At 64.9% G+C, this 21,278-nt stretch carries 16 protein-coding genes; 6 read left to right on the forward strand and 10 right to left on the reverse strand.

What is annotated here, in order from left to right; translation table 11 throughout:
* Positions 1-70: 70 nt before the first annotated feature.
* Both AC24YW_RS31145 and AC24YW_RS31150 read right to left on the reverse strand, forming a co-directional pair.
* The gene (locus AC24YW_RS31145; RefSeq protein WP_487486462.1) at positions 71-1,207 is read right to left on the reverse strand and encodes an acyl-CoA dehydrogenase family protein; all 1,137 of its coding nucleotides are present in this window, start codon (positions 1,205-1,207) and stop codon (positions 71-73) included.
* A gap of 114 nt (positions 1,208-1,321) precedes the next feature.
* On the reverse strand, positions 1,322-2,092 hold the full coding sequence (locus AC24YW_RS31150; protein ID WP_487486301.1) for a helix-turn-helix domain-containing protein: 771 nt from the start codon (positions 2,090-2,092) through the stop codon (positions 1,322-1,324).
* A gap of 188 nt (positions 2,093-2,280) precedes the next feature.
* On the opposite strand from AC24YW_RS31150, the gene AC24YW_RS31155 reads away from it, so the two are divergent.
* The 4 genes from AC24YW_RS31155 to AC24YW_RS31170 all read left to right on the forward strand — a co-directional run bounded on the left by AC24YW_RS31155 (position 2,281) and on the right by AC24YW_RS31170 (position 8,646).
* Positions 2,281-4,545 carry a marine proteobacterial sortase target protein gene (locus tag AC24YW_RS31155; RefSeq protein ID WP_487486302.1) on the forward strand — a complete coding sequence of 755 codons (2,265 nt, stop codon included), beginning with the start codon at positions 2,281-2,283 and terminating at the stop codon, positions 4,543-4,545.
* 178 nt (positions 4,546-4,723) lie between these two features.
* The gene (locus AC24YW_RS31160) at positions 4,724-5,293 is read left to right on the forward strand and encodes a class GN sortase (RefSeq protein WP_487486303.1); all 570 of its coding nucleotides are present in this window, start codon (positions 4,724-4,726) and stop codon (positions 5,291-5,293) included.
* Positions 5,294-5,426: 133 nt separating this feature from the next.
* Entirely contained in the window at positions 5,427-7,646 is a 2,220-nt protein-coding gene (locus tag AC24YW_RS31165) for an acetate--CoA ligase family protein (RefSeq protein WP_487486304.1), read from the forward strand.
* Between the two features lie 178 nt (positions 7,647-7,824).
* Positions 7,825-8,646 (forward strand): MlaD family protein, encoded by an 822-nt coding sequence (locus AC24YW_RS31170; RefSeq protein ID WP_487486305.1) that lies wholly within the window; start codon positions 7,825-7,827, stop codon positions 8,644-8,646.
* A gap of 201 nt (positions 8,647-8,847) precedes the next feature.
* Here the strand turns inward: AC24YW_RS31170 and AC24YW_RS31175 are convergent, their stop codons facing one another.
* The 8 genes from AC24YW_RS31175 to urtA all read right to left on the reverse strand — a co-directional run bounded on the left by AC24YW_RS31175 (position 8,848) and on the right by urtA (position 16,814).
* Entirely contained in the window at positions 8,848-9,888 is a 1,041-nt protein-coding gene (locus tag AC24YW_RS31175) for an aliphatic amidase (protein WP_487486306.1), read from the reverse strand.
* A 40-nt stretch (positions 9,889-9,928) separates the two neighbouring features.
* Entirely contained in the window at positions 9,929-10,306 is a 378-nt protein-coding gene (locus AC24YW_RS31180) for an FmdB family zinc ribbon protein (RefSeq protein WP_487486307.1), read from the reverse strand.
* Positions 10,307-10,404: 98 nt separating this feature from the next.
* Positions 10,405-11,634, reverse strand: a complete 1,230-nt coding sequence (gene fmdA, locus AC24YW_RS31185; RefSeq protein ID WP_487486308.1) for a formamidase — start codon at positions 11,632-11,634, stop codon at positions 10,405-10,407.
* 27 nt (positions 11,635-11,661) lie between these two features.
* A complete protein-coding gene (gene urtE, locus AC24YW_RS31190; protein WP_487486309.1) occupies positions 11,662-12,351 on the reverse strand; it encodes an urea ABC transporter ATP-binding subunit UrtE in 690 nt (229 codons plus the stop codon).
* A gap of 208 nt (positions 12,352-12,559) precedes the next feature.
* Positions 12,560-13,315: an urea ABC transporter ATP-binding protein UrtD gene (gene urtD / locus AC24YW_RS31195; protein WP_487486310.1), complete on the reverse strand. Its 756-nt coding sequence runs from the start codon at positions 13,313-13,315 to the stop codon at positions 12,560-12,562.
* A gap of 10 nt (positions 13,316-13,325) precedes the next feature.
* On the reverse strand, positions 13,326-14,465 hold the full coding sequence (gene urtC, locus AC24YW_RS31200) for an urea ABC transporter permease subunit UrtC (protein WP_487486311.1): 1,140 nt from the start codon (positions 14,463-14,465) through the stop codon (positions 13,326-13,328).
* A gap of 17 nt (positions 14,466-14,482) precedes the next feature.
* Positions 14,483-15,409: an urea ABC transporter permease subunit UrtB gene (gene urtB, locus AC24YW_RS31205; RefSeq protein WP_487486312.1), complete on the reverse strand. Its 927-nt coding sequence runs from the start codon at positions 15,407-15,409 to the stop codon at positions 14,483-14,485.
* Positions 15,410-15,554: 145 nt separating this feature from the next.
* Entirely contained in the window at positions 15,555-16,814 is a 1,260-nt protein-coding gene (urtA, locus tag AC24YW_RS31210; protein WP_487486313.1) for an urea ABC transporter substrate-binding protein, read from the reverse strand.
* Between the two features lie 167 nt (positions 16,815-16,981).
* Here urtA and AC24YW_RS31215 point away from each other — a divergent pair, with 167 nt between their 5' ends.
* The gene (locus AC24YW_RS31215; protein ID WP_487486314.1) at positions 16,982-20,353 is read left to right on the forward strand and encodes a hybrid sensor histidine kinase/response regulator; all 3,372 of its coding nucleotides are present in this window, start codon (positions 16,982-16,984) and stop codon (positions 20,351-20,353) included.
* Positions 20,337-21,263, forward strand: coding sequence for a response regulator (locus AC24YW_RS31220; RefSeq protein WP_487486315.1), 927 nt, complete (start codon positions 20,337-20,339; stop codon positions 21,261-21,263). Before AC24YW_RS31215 ends, AC24YW_RS31220 begins: the two co-directional genes overlap by 17 nt.
* Positions 21,264-21,278: the final 15 nt, after the last annotated feature.

A 21,278-nucleotide genomic window follows, 5' to 3' on the forward strand; every position in this document is an offset into this window, starting at 1 on the left:
GGAATCTCGATATGTGGGACTCAGCTCTAGGTCCCGGGTTCGCGCTCCGCGCGCCCCGGGACGACACATTTCACAACCCCATCTGGCGCGACGCCAGATCCTTCATGATCTCCTCGGTGCCGCCGCCGATGGCGTTGACCTTGACCTCGCGGTAGATGCGCTCGGCCTTGATGCCGCGCATGAAGCCGGCGCCGCCGAAGATCTGCACGGCTTCCGAGGCGCAGAACGCCATGGTCTGCGTCGCCTGGTTCTTCATCATGCAGATCTCCGCGACCGGGCTCTCGCCCTGCTCGAGCCGCCAGGCCAGCATCTCCAGCATGGCTTGGGATGCCGCGACCTTCTGCGCCATGTCGACGATCTTGTGGCGGATGACCTGGTGCTGCGCGAGCGGCTTGCCGAAGGTCTGGCGCTCCCTGGCGTAGGCGATGGCCTCGTCGAGGCAGACCCGCGCGAAGGCGGTGCAGCTCGCCGCCATGCCCATGCGCTCGCTGTTGAAGTTCTGCATGATGATCTTGAAGCCCTGGCCCTCCTCGCCGATCAGATTCTCCGCCGGCACGCGGCATGCGTCGAAATGCAGCGTCGCGGTATCGGAGGCCCACCAGCCCATCTTCTTCAGCTTGGTCCTGGACAGGCCGGGCGTGTCGCCTTCGATCAGGAGCAGGCTGACGCCGCCGGCGCCCTCGCCGCCGGTCCGCACCGCAACGGTCAGATAATCGGCACGCATGCCTGAGGTGATGAAGGTCTTCTCCCCGCTCACGACGTAATGATCGCCGTCGCGCCGCGCGCGGGTGCGCAGGTTTGCGACATCCGAGCCGCCGCCCGGCTCGGTGATCGCCAGTGCGGAGATCTTCTCGCCGGCCAACACCTGCGGCAGCACGTGCGCCTTCACCTCGGCCCGAGCGGCCCGCGCGATCGGCGGCGAGCCGATCGTGTGGCTCATCAGGCTGGCGCTGACGCCGCCTGCGCCGGCGCGCGCAAGCTCCTGGCTCGCCACGATCTTCATGGACTGGTCGGCGGCGATGCCGCCATACTCCTCCGGGAATCCGAGTCCCAGCAGGCCGATTTCGGCCGCCTTGCGATAGAGCTCGCGCGGGAATTCGCCGGCCTCGTCCCATTCATGGGCGAAGGGGGTGATCTCCTTCTCGACGAAGCGCCGCATCACGTCGCGGAACGCGTCGTGCTCGGCGGTATAGAACGGGCTCTTCATCGCGAGACTTGCCTCGAAAGGATTCGTCCCGGCCACCATGGCTCGAACCTTGGCCGCTCACTTGCGCGGAGTGGCTGATCGGCGCGGACGCTTCGAGCTAGGCCCTCTCCTGGGTCACAACGTCAGAAACAGCGCGAACGGCTCCTCCACCGTGCGGCGCAAGTGCTGTCGATACAGGGCATGGTTGGGATCCTCAGGCGCAACCCGGCCCAAGGAGGGTTTTGGAATATTCCTGAGCGGCACATAGGCGATCGGCGCGGCGATCGGCGTGAGCTGCGAGCCGGGCCCGGCGCGCAGCGTCGAGATGATGCCGTACATCTCGCCTGATACCGTCGGCCGCGACACCGTGATCACGCGGTGCTGGCCGTGCTTGATGATGACGAGATAGATGAAGCCGGACTGATGCGGGACGGCGACTTCGCCGGTATGCTCGTAGGCGGCATCGGTCCGCTCGCCCTCGCGAAAGACCAGCGACGAGACCTTCGGCTCCCAGGCGATCTCGGTGCGGTAGGCGAAGATCGCATCCTTGTCGCCGAACGACGGCCGCAGGGTGATGTAGACGTCCTCGAGCCAGATCACCGCGCGGTGGGCGTAGGAGCCGAGGCTGTCGGGCGCGACGTCGTTTGCGGCCGGGGGCGCCGCCGCGACGACACTTCTGCGCAAGGAAACGCCGAGCGCCTGCTCCAGCCGGACTGTCGTCGCCAGCGTGAACGGCCGCCGGCCGCCGAGCACCTTCTCCAGCGTCGAAAGGCTAAGCTTGGCCTGCTCGGCCAGCGCCTGCCGCGACATCCGGCGCCGGGCGAGCTCCTCGCGAATGGTTTCGGCGATCTCGCGGCTCTGCTCGTCCGAAAGCTGCTTGTCGGTGAGTTTGTCCTGCGTCTGCATCGTCAGCCCCGCTCCAGGCTGGTCACTCTAGCAGGGCGGACAAACCAGCACAAAACCGCACATGACCGCCGCGGCCGAAGCGAGCCGGGGCCGGCCGCGGCGGAACATTGCCGATCATTCTGCTCGCGAAATCCCGCCCCGCCGGCGGATGTTGAGGACCAGCAAACATGCTTCGGGAGCAAGCCAAAATGGACGCCTACGACATGGCCGACAGCGACGAACACCCGCTGTTGAGCCGCCTCATCAAGGTCGGACTGTTCCTTCTGGCGCAAGGCATCGCCGTGATGCTGGTCGCCTTCCTGGCCCTGCTGGTGAGTTTTGGGGCGAGCTGGTCGGCAACGACCGAACAGGCCGGCCTGCTCCAGCCCGGCGAGGCACGGTCGGGCAGCCTGCTGCTGAAGGAGGACGGCGCCACGACGGAGGCGATCCGCCTCGGGACCGATATCGACATCACGGTGTCGGGTCCGACCTTGCGCGCCCGCGTCACGCAGGCATTCCGCAACCCGAGCAAGGATTGGGTCGAGGCCACCTACGTCTATCCGCTCGCGGCCGGCGGCGCCGTCGACACGCTGAAGATGGTGGTCGGCGACCGCGTCATCATCGGCGACATCAAGGAACGGCAGCAGGCGCGCGTGATCTACGAGGAGGCGCGCCGCGCCGGCCAGAAGGCCGCGCTCACCGAGCAGGAACGGCCGAACATCTTCACCAACTCGGTCGCCAATATCGGTCCTGGCGAAACCGTGCTGGTGCAGATCGAGTACCAGGAGCCGGTGCATCAAGCCGGCAACGAATATTCGTTGCGCCTGCCGCTCGTGGTCGCACCCCGCTACAATCCCGCACCAATCATCCAGAGCGTCGATTTCCGCAAGGATGGCTCGGGCTGGGGCGCGGCGACGTCGGACCCGGTGCCGGATCGCGAGCGCATCTCGCCCCCTGTGCTAGATCCCGCCAAACATGCGCCGGTCAATCCGACCAGCATCACGGTGCGCCTGCAGGCCGGCTTTGCGCTCGGCGAGGTCAAGAGCCACCATCACAACGTCAAGACGGAAAGCCCGGACGACGCGACGCGCGTGGTGACGCTGGCCGACGGCGCCGTCCCCGCCGACCGCGATTTCGAGCTGACCTGGAAGCCGGCTGCCGAGAAAGCCCCGTCGGTCGGCCTGTTCCGCGAGCGCATCGGCGACGCCGACTATTTGCTCGCCTTCGTCACCCCGCCGAGCGCCGAGCAGGCGATGCAGAAGCCGCTGCCGCGCGAGGTCGTGTTCGTGATCGACAATTCCGGCTCGATGGGCGGCACCTCCATCGTGCAGGCCAAGGCGAGTCTGCTCTATGCCCTCGGCCGCCTGCAGCCCAATGACCGCTTCAACGTGATCCGCTTCGACGACACCATGGACATGCTGTTTCCGGCCTCCGTGCCGGCCGATGCCGCGCATGTCGGCGAGGCGACCGCCTTCGTCGGCGCCTTGCAGGCGCGCGGCGGCACCGAAATGGTGCCGGCGATGCGCGCGGCACTGACCGACAGGAACGGCGACACCGGCATGGTCCGCCAGGTCGTGTTCCTGACCGACGGCGCGATCGGCAACGAGCAGCAATTGTTCGATGCGATCACGACGATGCGCGGCCGCTCGCGCGTCTTCATGGTCGGCATCGGGTCGGCGCCCAACACCTATCTGATGACCCGCGCCGCCGAGCTCGGCCGCGGCGCCTTCACGCATATCGGTTCCACCGAGCAGGTGGAGGAGCGCATGCGCGGCCTGTTCGCCAAGCTGGAGAATCCCGCCGTGACCGGGCTCAGCGCAAGGTTTTCCCAGGCCACGGCCGACGTCACCCCGGCGATCATTCCCGACGTCTACCGCGGCGAGCCGCTGGTGCTGGCGGCGAGACTCGACAAGCTCGCAGGCTCGCTCGAGATCAAGGGCCGCGTCGGCGACCGTCCGTGGTCGGTGACGCTGCCGCTGCAAAACGCGGCCGAAGGCAAGGGGCTGTCAAAGCTCTGGGCCAGGCGCAAGATCGCCGATGCGGAGGTGGCGCGCACCTTGCGCGAGATGACACCCGGAGACGCCGACAAGGCGATCCTGGCGCTGGCGCTCGACCATCAGATCGTCACGCGGCTGACCAGCCTCGTCGCGGTCGACAAGACGCCGAGCCGTCCCGAGGGCGAGCCGCTGAAGCTCAGCGAGCTGCAGATCAACCTGCCCGCGGGCTGGGACTTCGAGAAGGTGTTCGGCGAGCGGCCGCATCTGACGCCCACACAGCTGCGCGAGCGCCATGCCGATGCGCGCAACCAGCCGGCGACGCGACGGCCGACGCCTGCTGCGCCCGACGCGATCCGCCTGCCCAAGACCGCGACCTCGGCCGAGCTGAAGATGGTCGCAGGCTTCATCCTGATCGTGCTCGCCCTGATCCTGTTCGTGTTCAACCGGCGTCGGACCTTGCTCACCGACGCCGCTTGAGAGAGGAGCCCCCCGAACTCCTCTGTTAGCGCGCGCGGCTGCCCGTCCCCTCCAAACGGCCGCGCGCGCCTTTTTTGATCGTCATTGCGAGGAGCGAAGCGACGAAGCAATCCAGACTGCCGCCGCGGAGACAGTCTGGATTGCTTCGCTTCGCTCGCAATGACGGGAGAGAAACACAATGCCCCGCTTCATCTCTCCGCTGGTCCTCGCACTTGTCGGCCTCATCCTGTTCGGCGACGGCGCCTATATCCATGCCAAGGCCTGGCTGGCGCAGGTGCTGCTGGAGCGGGCCTTCGACCGAAGCATTGCCACGGGACAGGCGGTGAAACCGTGGTCGTGGGCCGACACCTGGCCGGTCGCGCGGATCGAAGTGAAGCGGATCGGCGCCAGCGCGATCGTGCTGGAAGGCACGAGCGGGCAGGCACTCGCTTTCGGACCCGGCCATATCCAGCACACGGCTGATGCGGGCGAACGCGGGGTTGCCGTCTATGCCGCCCATCGTGACACTCATTTCCGCTTCCTGAAGGATGTTGCCATTGGCGACGTCATCGATGTCACGCGCAGTGACGGCCGACACTTTCGCTATCGCGCGGATTCCTCGGCCGTGGTTCGCTTCGATGCATCCGGCATCGACACCACGGCAGGGGGGTTCGAGCTTGTGCTCGCGACCTGCTGGCCATTCGATGCCGTCACATCCGGCCCCGAGCGCTACATCCTGCACGCGACATTGATTGAAGCCGACGGATAGATCGCCGGTCGGACTGACAGGCACCGGTGCGCGCTTCATTCCGCCACACGGCATACCAGCCACACAGTTGCCAACGGACTCGCCATAGAACAGAGTGACGCGACACCAATAAGAACAACAGGTGAGGTGACGCATGGAAGCTCAGGTGCCTGCCGAGTCGCTTTCTCAGCGCTCCTGGTCTCCGCCGCCAGAAGCCAGCAACATCGTCAAGGGCATCCACGCCATGCTGCACCCGCGCAACATCGTGCTGGTGGGCGCGACCGACAAGCCCGGCAATTATGCCGAACGCATCTGGAACAATCTGATCAAATACGGTTTCGAAGGCGGGCTCTATCCGGTCAACGCCAAGCGCGACATTATCTGGGGCGTTCCCTGCTACAAGGATTTTGCGAGCCTTCCCGAGAAGCCCGATCACGTCCTGGTGCTGGTGCCGGCGCGCTTCGCCGTTCAGGTGATCCGCGACGCCGCCGCGGCCGGCGCGCGTTCGGCCACCATCGTCACCTCCGGCTTCAGCGAGCTGCAGGATGACGCAAGCCAGAAGCTCGCTGCCGAATTGCAGGCCGCCGTGCGCGAGACGGGGCTCGCCGTCACCGGCCCGAACTGCCTCGGCAATTTGAGCGCCGGCGAGAAGCTCTTCACCAATATCGACGATCGCATCGTCACCATGGAACAGGGCGCGGTGGCGATCGCCGGGCAATCCGGTGCCATCGTCATGGCGATCCGCCAGGCGCTGGAAGACCGGGGCGTTGGTGTCGGCTACATGGTGACCACGGGCAACGAGGCCGGGCTCGAGACGCCGGACCTGATGCGCTACTTCGCCGAGGATCCGAGCATCAAGGTGATCGTCATCTACCTCGAAGGCGTGCGCAACACCAAGGCCTTCCGCGACGCCTGCAAGGCGGCGCGTGCGGCGAGCAAGCCGGTGATCGCGCTCAAGCTCGGCGCCTCCGAAGGCGGCCGCGCCGCGGCGATGGCGCATACCGGCGCGCTCGCCGGCTCGATCGAGACGTTCGACGCGATCGCGACGCGCGAAGGGGTGATCCGGGTCGGCGGCCTCGACGAGCTGATCGAGACCACCGAGTGCTTCGTGCACGCTGGCTTGCCCAAAGGCGACCGGCTCGCCGCGGTGACGCTGTCGGGCGGCAAGCGCGGCATGCTGATCGACGCGTTCTATGCCGAAGGCCTGAACTTTGCGCCGCTGAGCCCGCATGTCAGCGCGGAGCTCGCGAAGATGCTCGGCCCCGGCTCGATCGTCGGCAATCCGCTCGATGCCGGCTTCGCTGCGGTGGTCGATCCCTCCGTCTACATGAAGTCGATCAAGCTGATGATCGACGACCCCGATATCGACATCGTCATCGTCGATGCCGAGCTGCCGAAGGCGCCGCACGAGCTGCGCGAGCGCAATTTGCGCATCGTCAACGAGATGGCGAGCAAGGCGGGCAAGCCGGTGATCTACATCAGCGCGATGTCGATCGGCTTCACCGAGTACACCAAGGGCCTTCGGAAGTCGCTGCCGCATTTGGCGGTGATGCAGGGCATGGACCGCGCGGTGACCGCGATCAAGTCGCTGCTTGCCTACGCCAAGCTGCGCAAGGAGGTGCCCGATATCGTCTCGAGCTCGAAACCCGCCGCGCGCGCCGTGCTGGAGAAGACATTGAAATCGGCGACCGGCGCCGCGCTCGACGAGGTCGCCTCGAAGAAGCTGCTCAAGGCCTACGGCATCCCGATCTCGAAGGAGGCGATCGCACAGACCGCGGCGGACGCCGTCGAGATTGCCAAGCAGATCGGCTTTCCGGTCGTGGCAAAACTCGTCAGCGCGGAGATCCTGCACAAGTCCGACATCGGCGGCGTGGTGCTGAACCTCAACAGTGCAGCCGAGGTGAAGAAGGCGTTCGCCGACATCATCGCGCGCGTTGAGAAGCTCAAGGGCAAGCCGAAGCTCGACGGCATCCTGATCGCACAGCAGGTCAGGGGCGAGCTCGAGCTGGTGGTCGGCGCCTCGCTCGACGCCGAGATGGGGCCTGTCGTGCTGTTCGGCACCGGCGGCATCGACATCGAGCTGATGAAGGACGTCGCGCTCGCCGCCGCGCCGCTGGACGAGGCCGAAGCACGGCTCCTGATCGGCCGCACCAAGGCCGGAATCAAGATGCGCGGCTATCGCGGCAGGCCGGCCTTGCACGAGGCTTCAGTGGTGAAGGCGCTGGTCGGGCTCTCAAACCTGATTGCGGATGCGGGCGATCGCATCGCCTCGATCGACATCAACCCGTTTCTGATCAACACCAGGACGGGCGTGGCCGTCGATGCCCTGATCGTGCTGAACAATGCTGCGGCCAGGCGGGCGGCCGGGCACTAAGGCCGTGGGGCGGATTAGCGCAAGCGCAATCCGCCTATTTGCACGACTGCTGAGGCGAAAGCGGCGGGTTACGCTTCCGCTTCGCTCGTTGAGCTTCGGCGGACAAGTCGTTAACCGGCCTCAGCTACCATCGCGGCCTCCTTCCAACCGTCCCGCTTTGGCCCTAAACTCAGCCTGCATGGCACGCGCGAGCAATCTTGTGATCGGAACGGCGACGCTGGCGGCGATCGCCGTGGCGTTCGGCGGCCTGCTCGGCGCGCAGAAATGGCGCACCATCCAGAGCCGCAGCCAGTTGCGCGTAGTGTTCGAGGGTGGATCCGCCAGCGGGCTGCGCCGCGGCGGGCCGGTCAATTTCGACGGCGTGCCCGCCGGCCAGATCCTGTCGATCAAGCTGGACAGTCCCCGCCGGATCGTGGCGCTCGTCATGCTCGACAACACCGCGCCGATCCGCAAGGACACCGTGGCTGGGATCGAGTTCCAGGGCCTCACCGGCGTCGCCGCGATCTCGCTCATCGGCGGCGCCCCCTCTGCACCGCCGGTGCCGCTGGATGCGGACGGCATCCCGGTGCTGACGGCCGATCTCAGCGACGCCGAAACCATCGTCGAAACGCTGCACAGCGTCGACCGCACCATCGTGAACAACGCCCCTGCAATCAAGGAGGGCCTGCACACGTTCGAGACCACCACCGCCGACCTCAGGAACAAGGGCGCGGAGATCGACTCGGTCATGGCCAAGGTGGACAGCGCCTTTGCGGGCTTCGACAAGGCCGTGGGGAAGATCGAAAACGCGGTGCCGGGCTTCGTCGACGGCAAGGCCGACGAGCTGTTCGAGAAGATCCAGGGGCTGCATGAGCTGGCAGGCACCATGAAGAAGAAGTCGGCGACCTATCTCGACGACATTCGCCGCTCGCTGCTCGACGTCAGCGAGGCCGCCAACAAGATGAGCGGCACGCCGGCGCCGCCGCGGCCCCCGCGCAGGCCCACGGAGCAGAAGCGGTAGCGCTTACCCTCCCCTGGAGAGGGAGGGTCGGCTCGCAGCGCGATAGCGATGCGAGACGGGGTGGGGTGACGGTCTCTCCATCTCGCACACTGCCGGTGCTGAGAGATCACCCCACCCCGCTCGCGCTGCGCGATCGACCACGGGCGAGCTACGCTCGTCCCGGACCCCTCCAGGGGAGGGTAAGGCGGAATCCCCAACAGCTCAGTAATTGCTGGCCGCCGCCCCGTTCGGAATGCCGTCGATCGGGCACTCGTCGGTGCCCGGCGTCGAACGGGTCATCGCCTCGACCATGTCGCGGGTGCCTTCGGGATCCCTGATCCAGTTCTTGTAGAAATCATACGGGCACGCCGCGACGCCGCGCGGGCTGTCGCCGGAATTGATCATGCCGGTGTAACCGCGGTGGACCAGCTTGTAGAGATGGTTCTGCGACTGGCCGTTGCGGCGCGCGTCGCGGATCAGATGCTTCGACAGCTGCGCGTACTGGATGCCGTAATCCTCCTCACCGCACTCGCCGAGCGTGCGTCCGTCGAAGCCGATGATCGCGGAATGGCCGAAATAGGAATAGACGCCGTCGAAGCCGGCGGCATTGGCGACGGCGACATAGACGTTGTTGGCCCAGGCCATGGCCTTGGAGATCATGACCTGCTGCTCCTTGGCCGGATACATGTAGCCCTGGCAACGCACGATCAGCTCCGCGCCCTTCATGGCGCAGTCGCGCCAGATCTCCGGATAATTGCCGTCGTCGCAGATGATCAGGCTGACCTTCAGCCCCTTCGGGCCCTCGGAGACATAGGTGCAATTGCCGGGATACCAGCCTTCGATCGGCACCCACGGCATGATCTTGCGGTATTTCTGCACGATCTCGCCCTTGTCGTTCATCAGGATCAGGGTGTTGTAGGGCGCCTTGTGCGGATGCTCTTCGTGGCGCTCGCCGGTGAGCGAGAACACGCCCCACACTTTGGCCTTGCGGCAGGCTTCGGCGAAGATCGCGGTCTCCTCGCCCGGCACCATCGAGGCCGTCTCGTACATCTCCTTGGCATCGTACATGATGCCTTGCGTCGAATATTCCGGGAAGATCACGAGATCCATGCCGGGCAGGCCGAGTTTCATGCCGACGATCATGTCGGCGATCTTGCGGGCATTGTCGAGCACCTCGGCCTTGGTGTGCAGGCGGGGCATCTTGTAATTGACCACCGCGACGCCGACCGTGTCGTTGCTGCTGGAGATGTCACCGTGAAGCATGTCGAGCGCTCCTGTACCTTATTTGTCTGAGTGGCGTGGGTTAGTGGCTGATCATCCAGGGCCGTGCGGTCGGAAAGCCCTTGGCACCGCTCCTGGTCTTGGTCATCAGCCGCGCCGGCTTCTTCCCGTCCGTCGTGCCCTTGTCCTTCACGGTCTTGCCGAAGGAGCAGCAGCCGCAGCCCGTGCCGTGCGAGGCCTTGTATTGCGCCAGCGTCTGCGGCGCGTGCGTGCTGCGCTCGTTGACGGCGTGCGCCTTGCGCTTGTCCGCCGGCATGCAAAAAAAGTTCGGCGCCGTCAGGATGACGCGGGGCGCCATCGTCTCGCAGTGCGGGCAGCTCTGCGGATCGTCGCATTCCGCCATCGGGCGCAGATCCTTGAAGGGACCGCAATCGTCACAGAGATATTCGTAGACCGGCATTTACATCATCCCCAACGCTCTTGCCTGTTCAACACACCTCGCGATGGATGCGGGGGTGACCGGAAATACCGGCCGTCCCGCATCCCGTCGCGCAGGGATTACTTGTCCGGCGAGATCGGCATCTGGATGTCGCCGGTGATGTGCTTGATGGGACCTGCCGCCGACGGCATCACGTCGAAGTCGAAGATCTCGGTCGGCAGCCACAGCGTGGCGCAGGCGTTGGGCACGTCGACGACGCCGGAGATGTGGCCCTGGCACGGCGCAGTGCCGAGGATCGAATAGGCCTGGGCGCCGGAATAGCCGAACTTCTTGAGATACTCGATCGCATTCAAGCAGGCCTGGCGATAGGCGATGTGGACGTCGAGATAATGCTGCTTGCCGGCCTCGTCCACCGAGATGCCTTCGAAGATCAGATAGTCCTTGTAGTTCGGCGTGATCGGCGACGGCTTGAAGATCGGGTTCTTGATGCCGTACTTGGCAACTCCGTCCTTGATGATCTCGACTTTCAGGTGCAGCCAGCCGGCCATCTCGATCGCGCCGCAGAAGGTGATCTCGCCGTCGCCCTGGCTGAAGTGCAGATCGCCCATGGAGAGGCCGCCGCCGGGGACATAGACCGGGAAATAGATCTTCGAGCCGCGGGAGAGATCCTTGATGTCGCAATTGCCGCCATGCTCGCGCGGCGGCACGGTGCGCGCACCCTCGGCGCCGATCTTGGCCTTGACGTCGCCCTTGGCGCGGCCGCCATGGGCAGTCGGCGCGAACGGCGGATTGGCAAGGCCGGGCACGCGGGTCGGGTTGGTCGAGATCAGCTCGGCCTCGCGCTTGTTCCAGGTGTCCAGCATCTTGGGATCGGGCAGACAGCCGATCAGGCCGGGATGGATCAGGCCGGCAAAGTTGACGCCGGGCACGTGACGGGACGAGGTGTAGAGCCCCTTGATGTCCCAGATCGACTTCTGCGCCAGCGGGAAATGGTCGGTGAGAAAGCCGCCGCCGTTCTGCTTGGAGAAGAAGCCGTTGAAACCCCACAGGCTCTCCTTGAGCGGACCGACGTCGAGCAGGTCGACGACGAGAAGATCGCCGGGCTCGGCGCCCTTGACGCCGATCGGGCCGGAGAGAAAGTGCACGATCGACAGGTCGATGTCGCGCACGTCGTCGGCGGAATCGTTGTTCTTGATGAAGCCGCCGGTCCAGTCATAGGTCTCGATGATGAAATCGTCGCCGGGATTGACCCAGGCCACGATCGGGATGTCGGGGTGCCAGCGGTTGTGCACCATGTCGTTTTCATAGGCCGACTTGGTGAGATCGACCTTGATCAGTGTCTCTGGCATCGAGATGCTCCCCTTTTACACGGTTGGTTAGACGGACAGATATTTCGAGACCTGCGCGGCATCGACGGCATCGCGCGGATCGTCGCGCACGATCTCGCCGTTCTCGATCACCAGCACGCGGTCGGCGATGTCGAGCGCGAAGCTCAGGACCTGCTCGGAGACGACGATCGACAGCCCCTTCTCGTCGCGGATGCGCTTCAACGTGCGCGCCATCTCCTTGATGATCGAAGGCTGGATGCCTTCGGTCGGCTCGTCCAGCAGCAGCACCTTCGGCTTGGTGGCGAGCGCGCGCGCGATCGCCAATTGTTGTTGTTGTCCGCCGGAGAGATTGCCGCCGCGGCGGCCCTTCATCTCCAGCAGCACCGGGAACAGTTCGTAGATATCGTCAGGCACCTCGGAGCCGCCGGAGACGACGAGCCCGGTCTCGATGTTCTCCTTCACCGTCATGGTGGAGAAGATCATGCGGCCCTGCGGCACATAGGCGAGGCCCTTGGCGACGCGCTCAAAGCTCTTGAGGTTGCCGAGCTCGGCACCGTCCATGTTCACCGAGCCGCTTTTGGTCGGCAGGATGCCCATCAGCGACTTCATCAGCGTGGTCTTGCCCATGCCGTTGCGGCCCATGATCGCGACGATCTCGTTCGCCGCGACCTTGACGTTGAGCCCATGCAGCACCTCGCTCTGGCCGTAGGCGACGTGGAGATCGGAAATTGCCAGCATCAGCGTGCTCCTAAGCTCGGCGTGTCTCTTTCCTTCTCCCCTTGTGGGAGAAGGTGGCGCGGACGAAGTCCGCGACGGATGAGGGGTCTGCATCGGCGAATACGACTCGCGGAGAGATACCCCTCACCCGGATCGCTTGCGCGATCCGACCTCTCCCACAAGGGGAGAGGTGCACCGCCGATGCCGCTACGGACTCTTTCGCCATCTCTCAGTGCCCCAGATAGACTTCGACGACCTTGGGATCGTTCTTCACCTTCTCCATCGTCCCTTCCGAGAGGATCTGGCCCTGGTGCAGCACGGTGACCTTGTGCGCGATGTCCTCGACGAACTTCATGTCGTGCTCGATCACCAGCACCGAACGGTTCTTGATGATGCGGTTGAGCAGCTCGGCGGTCTTGGCGCGCTCGGATACGCTCATGCCGGCGACGGGCTCGTCGAGCATCAAGAGGTCGGGATCCTGGATCAGCAGCATGCCGATCTCGAGCCACTGCTTCTGGCCATGGCTGAGCTCGTCGGCATAGGTGTTGAGCCTGTCCTTGAGGAAGATCATCTCGGCGACCTCCTCGACCCGGTCCTTCACCAGCTGGTCGCGCTGAAAGGTCAGCGAGCCGAACACGGTACGGCCGCGCGGAAACGAGATCTCGAGATTCTCGAACACGGTGAGATCCTCGAACACCGATGGCGTCTGAAACTTGCGCCCGACGCCGGTCTGCACGATCTCGTTCTCCCTCATCTTCGTGAGCTCCTTGCCACGAAACTGGATCGAGCCCGAGGTCGCCCTGGTCTTGCCGCAGATCAAATCGAGCACGGTGGTCTTGCCGGCGCCGTTGGGGCCGATGATGACGCGGATCTCGTTCTCCTCGACATAGAAGGAGAGGTCGTTGACGGCCTTGAATCCGTCGAACGAGACGGTCAGGCCGGAGACCGCGAGCAGGAAGTCCTTCGGCTGATGTCCGATGAGCATGATCGCCTCCTCACTCTGCCGGCGCGCCGTCGGCGACCGAATTGCCGTTCCACCCCGCCTTCGGCTTGCGTGCGAACAGCCGGTCGATGCGCGGCTGCACGTAATCGGCCCACAGGCCTGACAGACCGTTCGGGAAGGCCAGCACGACCGCGATGAACAGCGCACCGAGACCGAACAGCCAGAGTTGGGGGAAGGATTCCGACAGGCTGGTCTTGGCGAAATTCACCAGGATGGCACCCCAGACCGCGCCGAAGATCGACATCCGCCCGCCGACCGCGGTGTAGATCACCATCTCGATCGACGGCACGATGCCGACGAAGGACGGCGACATGAAGCCGACATTGAGCGCGAACATGGCGCCGCCGATCGCAGCGAAGACCGCGGCCATGCAGAAGGCGAAGATCTTGAAATTGGCGACGCTGTAGCCGGAGAAGCGGACGCGGTCCTCCTGCTCGCGCATCGCCACCAGGATGCGGCCGAGCTTGGTCAGGCGGATGAACTGCGCGATGCCGATGCAGGCGAACAGCAGCACCACCTCGACGAAGTACAGGATGATCTTGGCGTGGTCGGGCCGGATGTCCCATCCCTTCAGCGTGCGCAGGTCGGTCATGCCGTTGATGCCGCCGGTATAGCCCTGTTGTCCCACGATCAGAATGGTGAGGATGGCGGCGACGGCCTGGGTGATGATCGCGAAATAGGTGCCGCCGACGCGGCGCTTGAACATCGCGGTACCGATGATCAGGGCGAACAGGCCGGGGACCAGGATGATGGCGAGGATGGTGAAGGTGAGGCTGTGGAACGGCTGCCAGAACAGCGGCAGCGCCGTGATCTGATTCCAGTCCATGAAGTCGGGGATGCCGGGCGTCGACTGGATCTTGGTGTTCTCGACGCTGGAGGCCTCGAGCTTGAGGAACATCGCCATGCAATAGCCGCCGAGGCCGAAGAACACGCCCTGCCCCAGGCTCAGGATGCCGCCATAGCCCCAGCACAGCACGAGGCCGAGCGCCACGAAGGCGTAGGTCAGGTATTTCGCGACCAGGTTGAGGCGGAACACGTCGAGGGTCAGCGGCAGGATCACGAACAGCACGGCGGCGAGCGCAATGAAGCCCATCAGTTCGGAGCGATTGAAGAAGCGTGAGTTGATGATCATGACTTGCCTGCTTCTCGTTATTTGCGGACCTTGAGGGCGAACAGACCCTGCGGCCGCAGCATCAGGATGCCGACGACGGCGAGCAGCGTGAGCACCTTGGCCATCGAGCCCGACATGAAGAACTCGAGCGTCGATTGCGTCTGCGAGATCGAGAAGGCCGAGGCGATGGTGCCGAGCAGGCTGGCGGCGCCGCCGAACACGACGACGAGGAAGGTGTCGACGATGTAGAGCTGGCCCGACGTCGGCCCGGTCGAGCCGATCATGGTGAAGGCGCTGCCGGCGACACCGGCGATGCCGCAGCCGAGCCCGAAGGTGTAGCGGTCGACCTTCTCGGTGTTGATGCCGACCGCGCCGGCCATGATGCGGTTCTGTACGACCGCGCGCACCTGGCGGCCCCAGCGCGACATGTAGAGAACATAGGCCACGGCAATGGTGATCAGCACGGTGAGGCACATCACGAAGATGCCGTTGATCGGCACTTCGATGCTGTCGGTGACGCGCAGCGAGCCCAGCATCCATTGCGGCAGCTCGACGCCGACCTCGCGCGCGCCGAACACCGAGCGATAGGCCTGCTGCAGCATCAGGCTGAGGCCCCAGGTGGCGAGCAGCGTATCGAGCGGGCGCTTGTAGAGGTGCCGTATCAGCCCCCATTCCACCAGCATGCCCAGCGCGCCGGAGGCGAGGAACGCCAATATCATGGCAAGGAAGAAGTAGCCGCTGAACAGGCTCGGCAAGTAGGCCTGGAACAGATTGGAGGTCATCCAGGTGACGTAGGCCCCGAGGATCATGAACTCGCCATGGGCCATGTTGATCACGCCCATCTGGCCGAAGATGATCGCAAGGCCGAGCGCCATCAGGACATAGACGGAGAACAGGATCAGTCCGGCGAACCCCTGCATGACGAAGATCGAGCCGAGGTCGCCAATCGAATAGTCGCCGAACATCCATGTCCTCCGTCGGGAAAGGGTCCCGCGTCGCGAGCAGGTTCGCGACGCGGGGGCTTGAGACATGGACTTGCGATCCACGCCAGGGAGCTGCTTTGGTTTCTGGAGAAGAGGCGGAGAACGCCGCGACTTACTGGTAGCGCTCTTACTGGTAACCCTTGGGGAACGGATCCGGCTCGACGAGATCGGCAGTCTCGTAGATCAGCTCGAATTGGCCATCGAGCTTGGCGCGCCCGACGCGGGTCTTCGACCAGAGATGATGGTTCTCGTGGATGCGCACATAGCCTTCCGGCGCGCCCTTGAACTCGACGCCCGTCGAAGCCGTCGCGATCTTGTCGACGTCGAAGGAGCCGGCCTTCTCGACCGTCAGCTTCCACAGCCAGGGGCCGAGATAGGCAGCCTGGGTGACGTCTCCGATCACGGTCTTCTCGCCCCACATCTTCTTGAACGCCGAGACGAAAGCCTTGTTGTTCGCATTGTCGAGCGACTGGAAGTACTTCATGCAGGCATAGGCGCCCGCGATGTTTTCGCCGCCGATACCGTCGATCTCGTCCTCGGTCACCGAGATCGTGAGCAACGCCTGCTTGGAGAGGTCGATGCCGGCCGCCTTGAGCTGCTTGTAGAAGGCGACGTTGGAGCCGCCGACGACGTCGGTGAAGATCACGTCCGGCTTGGTCAGCTTGATCTTGTTGATGACAGAGTTGAACTGCGTCGAGCCGAGCGCATAATACTCCTCGCCGACGACCTTGCCCTTGAGCACGTTCTCGACGTGCTTGCGCGCGATCTTGTTGGAGGTGCGCGGCCAGATGTAGTCCGAACCGATGAAGAAGAACGACTTGGCGCCCTTCTCCTTGGCGATCCAGTTCAGGCCGGCGAGGATCTGCTGGGTCGCTTCCTGGCCGGTGTAGATGACGTTCTTGGACTGCTCGAGGCCTTCGTAGAAGGTCGGGTAGTAGAGCATGCCGTTGTACTGCTCGACCACCGGCAGCACGGCCTTGCGCGAGGCCGAGGTCCAGCAGCCCATGATCGCCGCGACCTTGTCGTTGACGAGGAGCTTCTTCGCCTTCTCGGCGAAGGTCGGCCAGTCCGACGCGCCGTCCTCCTGGATGAACTTGATCTTGCGGCCGAGCACGCCGCCGGCCGCGTTGATCTGCTCGATCGCGAGCTTTTCGGCCTGGATCGAGCCGGTTTCGGAGATCGCCATGGTGCCGGTCGCTGAATGCAGGATGCCGACTGTGACCTCGGTGTCGGTGACGGCCAGACCCGTGGTATTGACCGCCGAGGTCGCCGGCGCCTGCGCAAACGACGCCTTCGGCAGCATCGTGATGGCCGGCACGGCCGCCATTCCCATCAACAATTTGCGCCGCAGCGGCGACAACAGGCCCTTGTTTGCTTCGTCTGACATGAGCACCCCACTTTTGTTCGAGACCACGCGATTGGTGCGGTGAGGATGGCTCGAATTTATGCAGCGCACGCATACGCAAGATCGCGTATATTGCACCGCAAAATGCCGACGTAGGCTTCTGGTACGGAATTTGCGAGGGGTCCGGTCCGTATCGGGAGTGGGGTTAAGTGGCAGGGCGGCAGCGAATAGACCGCGTCAGGCGACAGTACAATCAATGGGTCGCCAACCAGACGCTGGAAGATTACGCCCTGCGCTTCACCGCCAAGAGCGCGCGGCGCTGGTCCGCCGCCCGCGTCGCCAACACGGCACTGGGCGCGATCTCGTTCCTGGCGATGGAGGCGATCGGCGGGACCATCACGCTGAACTACGGCGTCACCAACGCGACCGCGGCCATCGTCGTGGTTTCCGTCATCATCTTCGGCTGCGGGGTGCCGATTGCGTATTATGCCGCCAAATGCGGCATCGACATCGACCTGCTGACGCGGGGGGCCGGCTTTGGTTACATCGGCTCGACCGTCACCTCGCTGATCTACGCCTCCTTCACCTTCATCTTCTTCGCGATCGAGGCCGTGATCCTCGCGTCCGCGCTCGAGATGTGCTTTGGGATTCCGCGCCCCGTGGGCTATCTCATCAGCGCCGTCGTCATCATCCCGCTGGTGGCCTACGGCATCACGCTGATCAGCCGCTTCCAATTGTGGACACAGCCGCTGTGGGTGATCCTTCACATCATCCCGTTCGCCGCGATCGCCTGGCACAACCCGCGCTCCTTTGCGGAGTGGCACAAGTTCTCCGGCGAGCACGGCGATCTCAACGGGCATTTCGATCTCCTGCTGTTCGGCGTTGCGGCCTCGGTCGTGTTCTCGCTGGTGGCGCAGATCGGCGAGCAGGTCGACTTTCTGCGCTTCCTGCCGCGCGACCGCCGCGCCTCCAGGGCCTCCTGGTGGATGGCGCTGATGAGCGCGGGGCCGGGCTGGATCGTGCTGGGCGCGCTGAAGCTGCTGGCGGGCTCGTTCCTCGCCTTCTTCGCGCTCAGCCACGGCGTGCCGCCTGAGGAGGCGGCCGAGCCGGCGCACATGTATCTCGAAGCGTTCCGCTACGTGCTGTCGCAGCCCGACCTCGCTTTGGCCTTGACCGGCACTTTCGTGATCCTTTCGCAGGTCAAGATCAACGTCACCAACGCCTATGCCGGCTCGATCGCGTGGTCGAACTTCTTCTCGCGCTTGACCCACAGCCATCCCGGGCGCGTGGTCTGGCTGGTCTTCAACGTCATCGTGGCCCTGCTGCTGATGGAGATCGGCGTCTACAAGGCCCTGGAGCAGACGCTTGCATTGTATTCCAACGTCGCGATCGCCTGGGTCGGCGCGCTGGTCGCCGACCTCGTCATCAACAAGCCGCTCGGACTCCGGCCGCAGCAGATCGAGTTCAAGCGCGCGCATCTCTACGACGTCAATCCGGTCGGCGTGGGGGCGATGACGATCGCGACCATCGTCTCGATCAGCGCCTTCTACGGACTGTTCGGACCGACCGCGAAGGCGCTGTCGGCCTTCATCGCGCTCGCGGCGGCCTTCCTCACGGCGCCGTTGATCGCCTGGGCCACCGGCGGCAAGTACTACATCGCGCGCAAGCCGAAGCGGAGCTGGCAGAACATCGAGGCGATCCAGTGCTGCATCTGCGAGCATTCGTTCGAGCCGGAGGACATGGCCTCCTGCCCAGCTTACGCGGGCCCGATCTGCTCGCTGTGCTGTTCGCTGGATGCGCGCTGCCACGATCTCTGCAAGCCGCACGCAAGATTCCAGGCGCAGGTGTCGGAAACGCTGGGCCGGCTGATGCCGCAGCCGATCTACGCCCGGATCAACTCGCAAGTCGGCCACTATATCGGCGTGTTCGTGGTCTCCGCCGGCCTGATCGCCCTGGTGCTGGGGCTGATCTATCTACAGACGTCGGCGAACGCGCATGGCGACAACGAGCTCGTGTCCGACGTGCTGTGGAAGGTGTTCTTCTCTCTCAGCATCATCATCGGCGTGGTGGCGTGGCTGTTCGTGCTGGCGCAGCAGAGCCGCCGCGCCGCCGAGGCCGAGACGCGGCGGCAGACCGCGCTGCTGATCCAGGAGATCGACGCGCACAAGCGCACCGACGCCGAGCTCCAGCGGGCCAAGGAAGTCGCCGAATCGGCCAACCTCGCCAAGAGCCGCTATGTGGTCGGGCTGAGCCATGAGCTGCGCTCGCCGCTGAATGCGATCAGCGGCTATGCGCAGCTGCTCGAGCAGGACACGAGCCTTGGCGCCAAGCCGCGCGACCAGGTCCGCGTCGTCCGCCGCAGCGCCGACCATCTCTCCGGCCTGATCGACGGCATCCTTGACATCTCCAAGATCGAGGCGGGGCGGCTGTATCTGTCGCGCGACGAGGTGCGCTTGAGCGAATTCCTCGACCAGCTCGTCGGCATGTTCCGCCTCCAGGCCGCCGCCAAGGGCATCGACTTCGTGTTCAAGCGGCCGCCGACGCTGCCGCGCGTGGTCTATGCCGACGAGAAGCGGCTGCGTCAGGTGCTGATCAACCTGCTCTCGAACGCCATCAAGTTCACCCAGTCCGGCAGCGTGCAGTTCGTGGTGCACTACCGCAGCCCGGTCGCCGAGTTCGAGGTGATCGATACCGGCCCGGGCATCCAGGGCAGCGATCTCGAACGCATCTTCGCGCCGTTCGAGCGGGGTGCGCTCGGCGCCTCGCAGCCGCAGACCGGCACCGGCCTCGGGCTCACCATCAGCCGCCTGCTCGCCGGCGTGATGGGCGGGGACATCAAGGTCACGAGCACGGTCGGTACCGGCTCGACCTTCAAGGTCAAGATCCTGCTCTCGGAGGTCGCCAATCCCCAGCGCATCGCGCCGGTGGAGGCGCCGGTCTCCGGCTATCACGGCCCGCGCAAGACCATCCTCATCACCGACGATGATCCCGTGCATCGCGACCTCCTGCGCGAGGTGCTGACGCCGCTCGGCTTCATCCTGCTCAGCGCGCCAGACGGCGCCGGCTGCCTCGCACTGGCGCAGCATTGCCGGCCCGATCTGTTCCTGCTCGACATCTCGATGCCCGCCATGGACGGCTGGGCGGTCGCCGAGGCCTTGCGCGCCAGCGGCCATCATCAGGCACGCATCCTGATGGTGTCGGCCAGCGCGCTCGAGGCTCATGGCACGCCGCTGGCGCAGCCCTTCCACGACGGCTACCTGATGAAGCCGATCGACATCCCGCGGCTGCTGGCGACGATTCGCCAGCTTCTCAAGATCGAATGGCAACACGGCTCGCACGAGGTCGCGGTGCCGTTCTGGCATCCGGAGACCGGATCGAAGCCGCCGCTGCGGCATATCGAGGCGCTGATCGGGCTCGGCCAGATCGGCTACGTCAAGGGCATCCAGCTGAAGCTGGACGAGATCGGCAGCGAGCACCCCGAGCATGCCGACTTCGTCGCGCAGATGCGGTCGCTGGTCGATCGCTTCGATCTCGACCAGTACATGGACACATTGAAGACGTTGCATGCTTATGAGCATTGAATCGAAGAAGCGCGACGTCGCGCTCGTCGTCGACGATTCCCCGGAGACGCTCCGGCTGCTCACCGACGCGCTCGACGGCGCCGGCATGACGGTGATGGTGGCGCTCGACGGCGCCGCGGCGATGCGCATCATCGACCAGATCACGCCCGACATCATCCTGCTCGATGCCGTAATGCCTGGGATCGATGGGTTCGAGACCTGCCGCCGGCTCAAGCGCGATGCGGGTCTCGCCAACGTCCCGGTCATCTTCATGACGGGTCTGGCCGAGACCGAGCACATCGTGCGTGGACTGGAGGCCGGCGGCGTCGACTACGTGACCAAGCCGATCGTGATCGAGGAGATGCTGGCGCGCATCCGGGTCCATCTCGGCAATGCCCGGCTGACCCAGAGCGCGCGCGCCGCGCTCGACGTCTCCGGCCGTTTCCTGTTCGCGGTCAATCGCCACGGCAGCGTGCTGTGGGCGACGCCGCAGGCGCAGAAGCTGCTATCCGACCATCACGGTGCGCAGGCCGACGACTTCGTGCTGCCGCCGGCGCTGCTGCAATGGCTCGATCAGGCGAAGGCCAAGAGCGGCTCCAAATCCCAGGCGGCGTCGCTGCCCGACAATCCGCAGCTCCGCTTCTACTACATGGGCGAGACCGCGCCGAACGAATTCCTGCTGCGGCTGTCCAAGGAAGCCGGCACCGCGCTGCCGCCCGAATTCACCAGCGAGCTCGGCCTCACCACGCGCGAGGGCGAGGTGCTGGCCTGGCTCAGCAAGGGCAAGACCAACCGCGACATCGCGCAAATTCTGGGTCTCAGCCCGCGCACCGTCGACAAGCACCTGGAGCAGATCTACGCCAAGCTCGGCGTCGAGAACCGGACCGCCGCAGCCGCGATCGCCGCGAATGCGACGCGGCGGAATTCTTGATCTCCGCGACATTCA

The organism is Bradyrhizobium sp. USDA3516 (genome assembly GCF_057651995.1).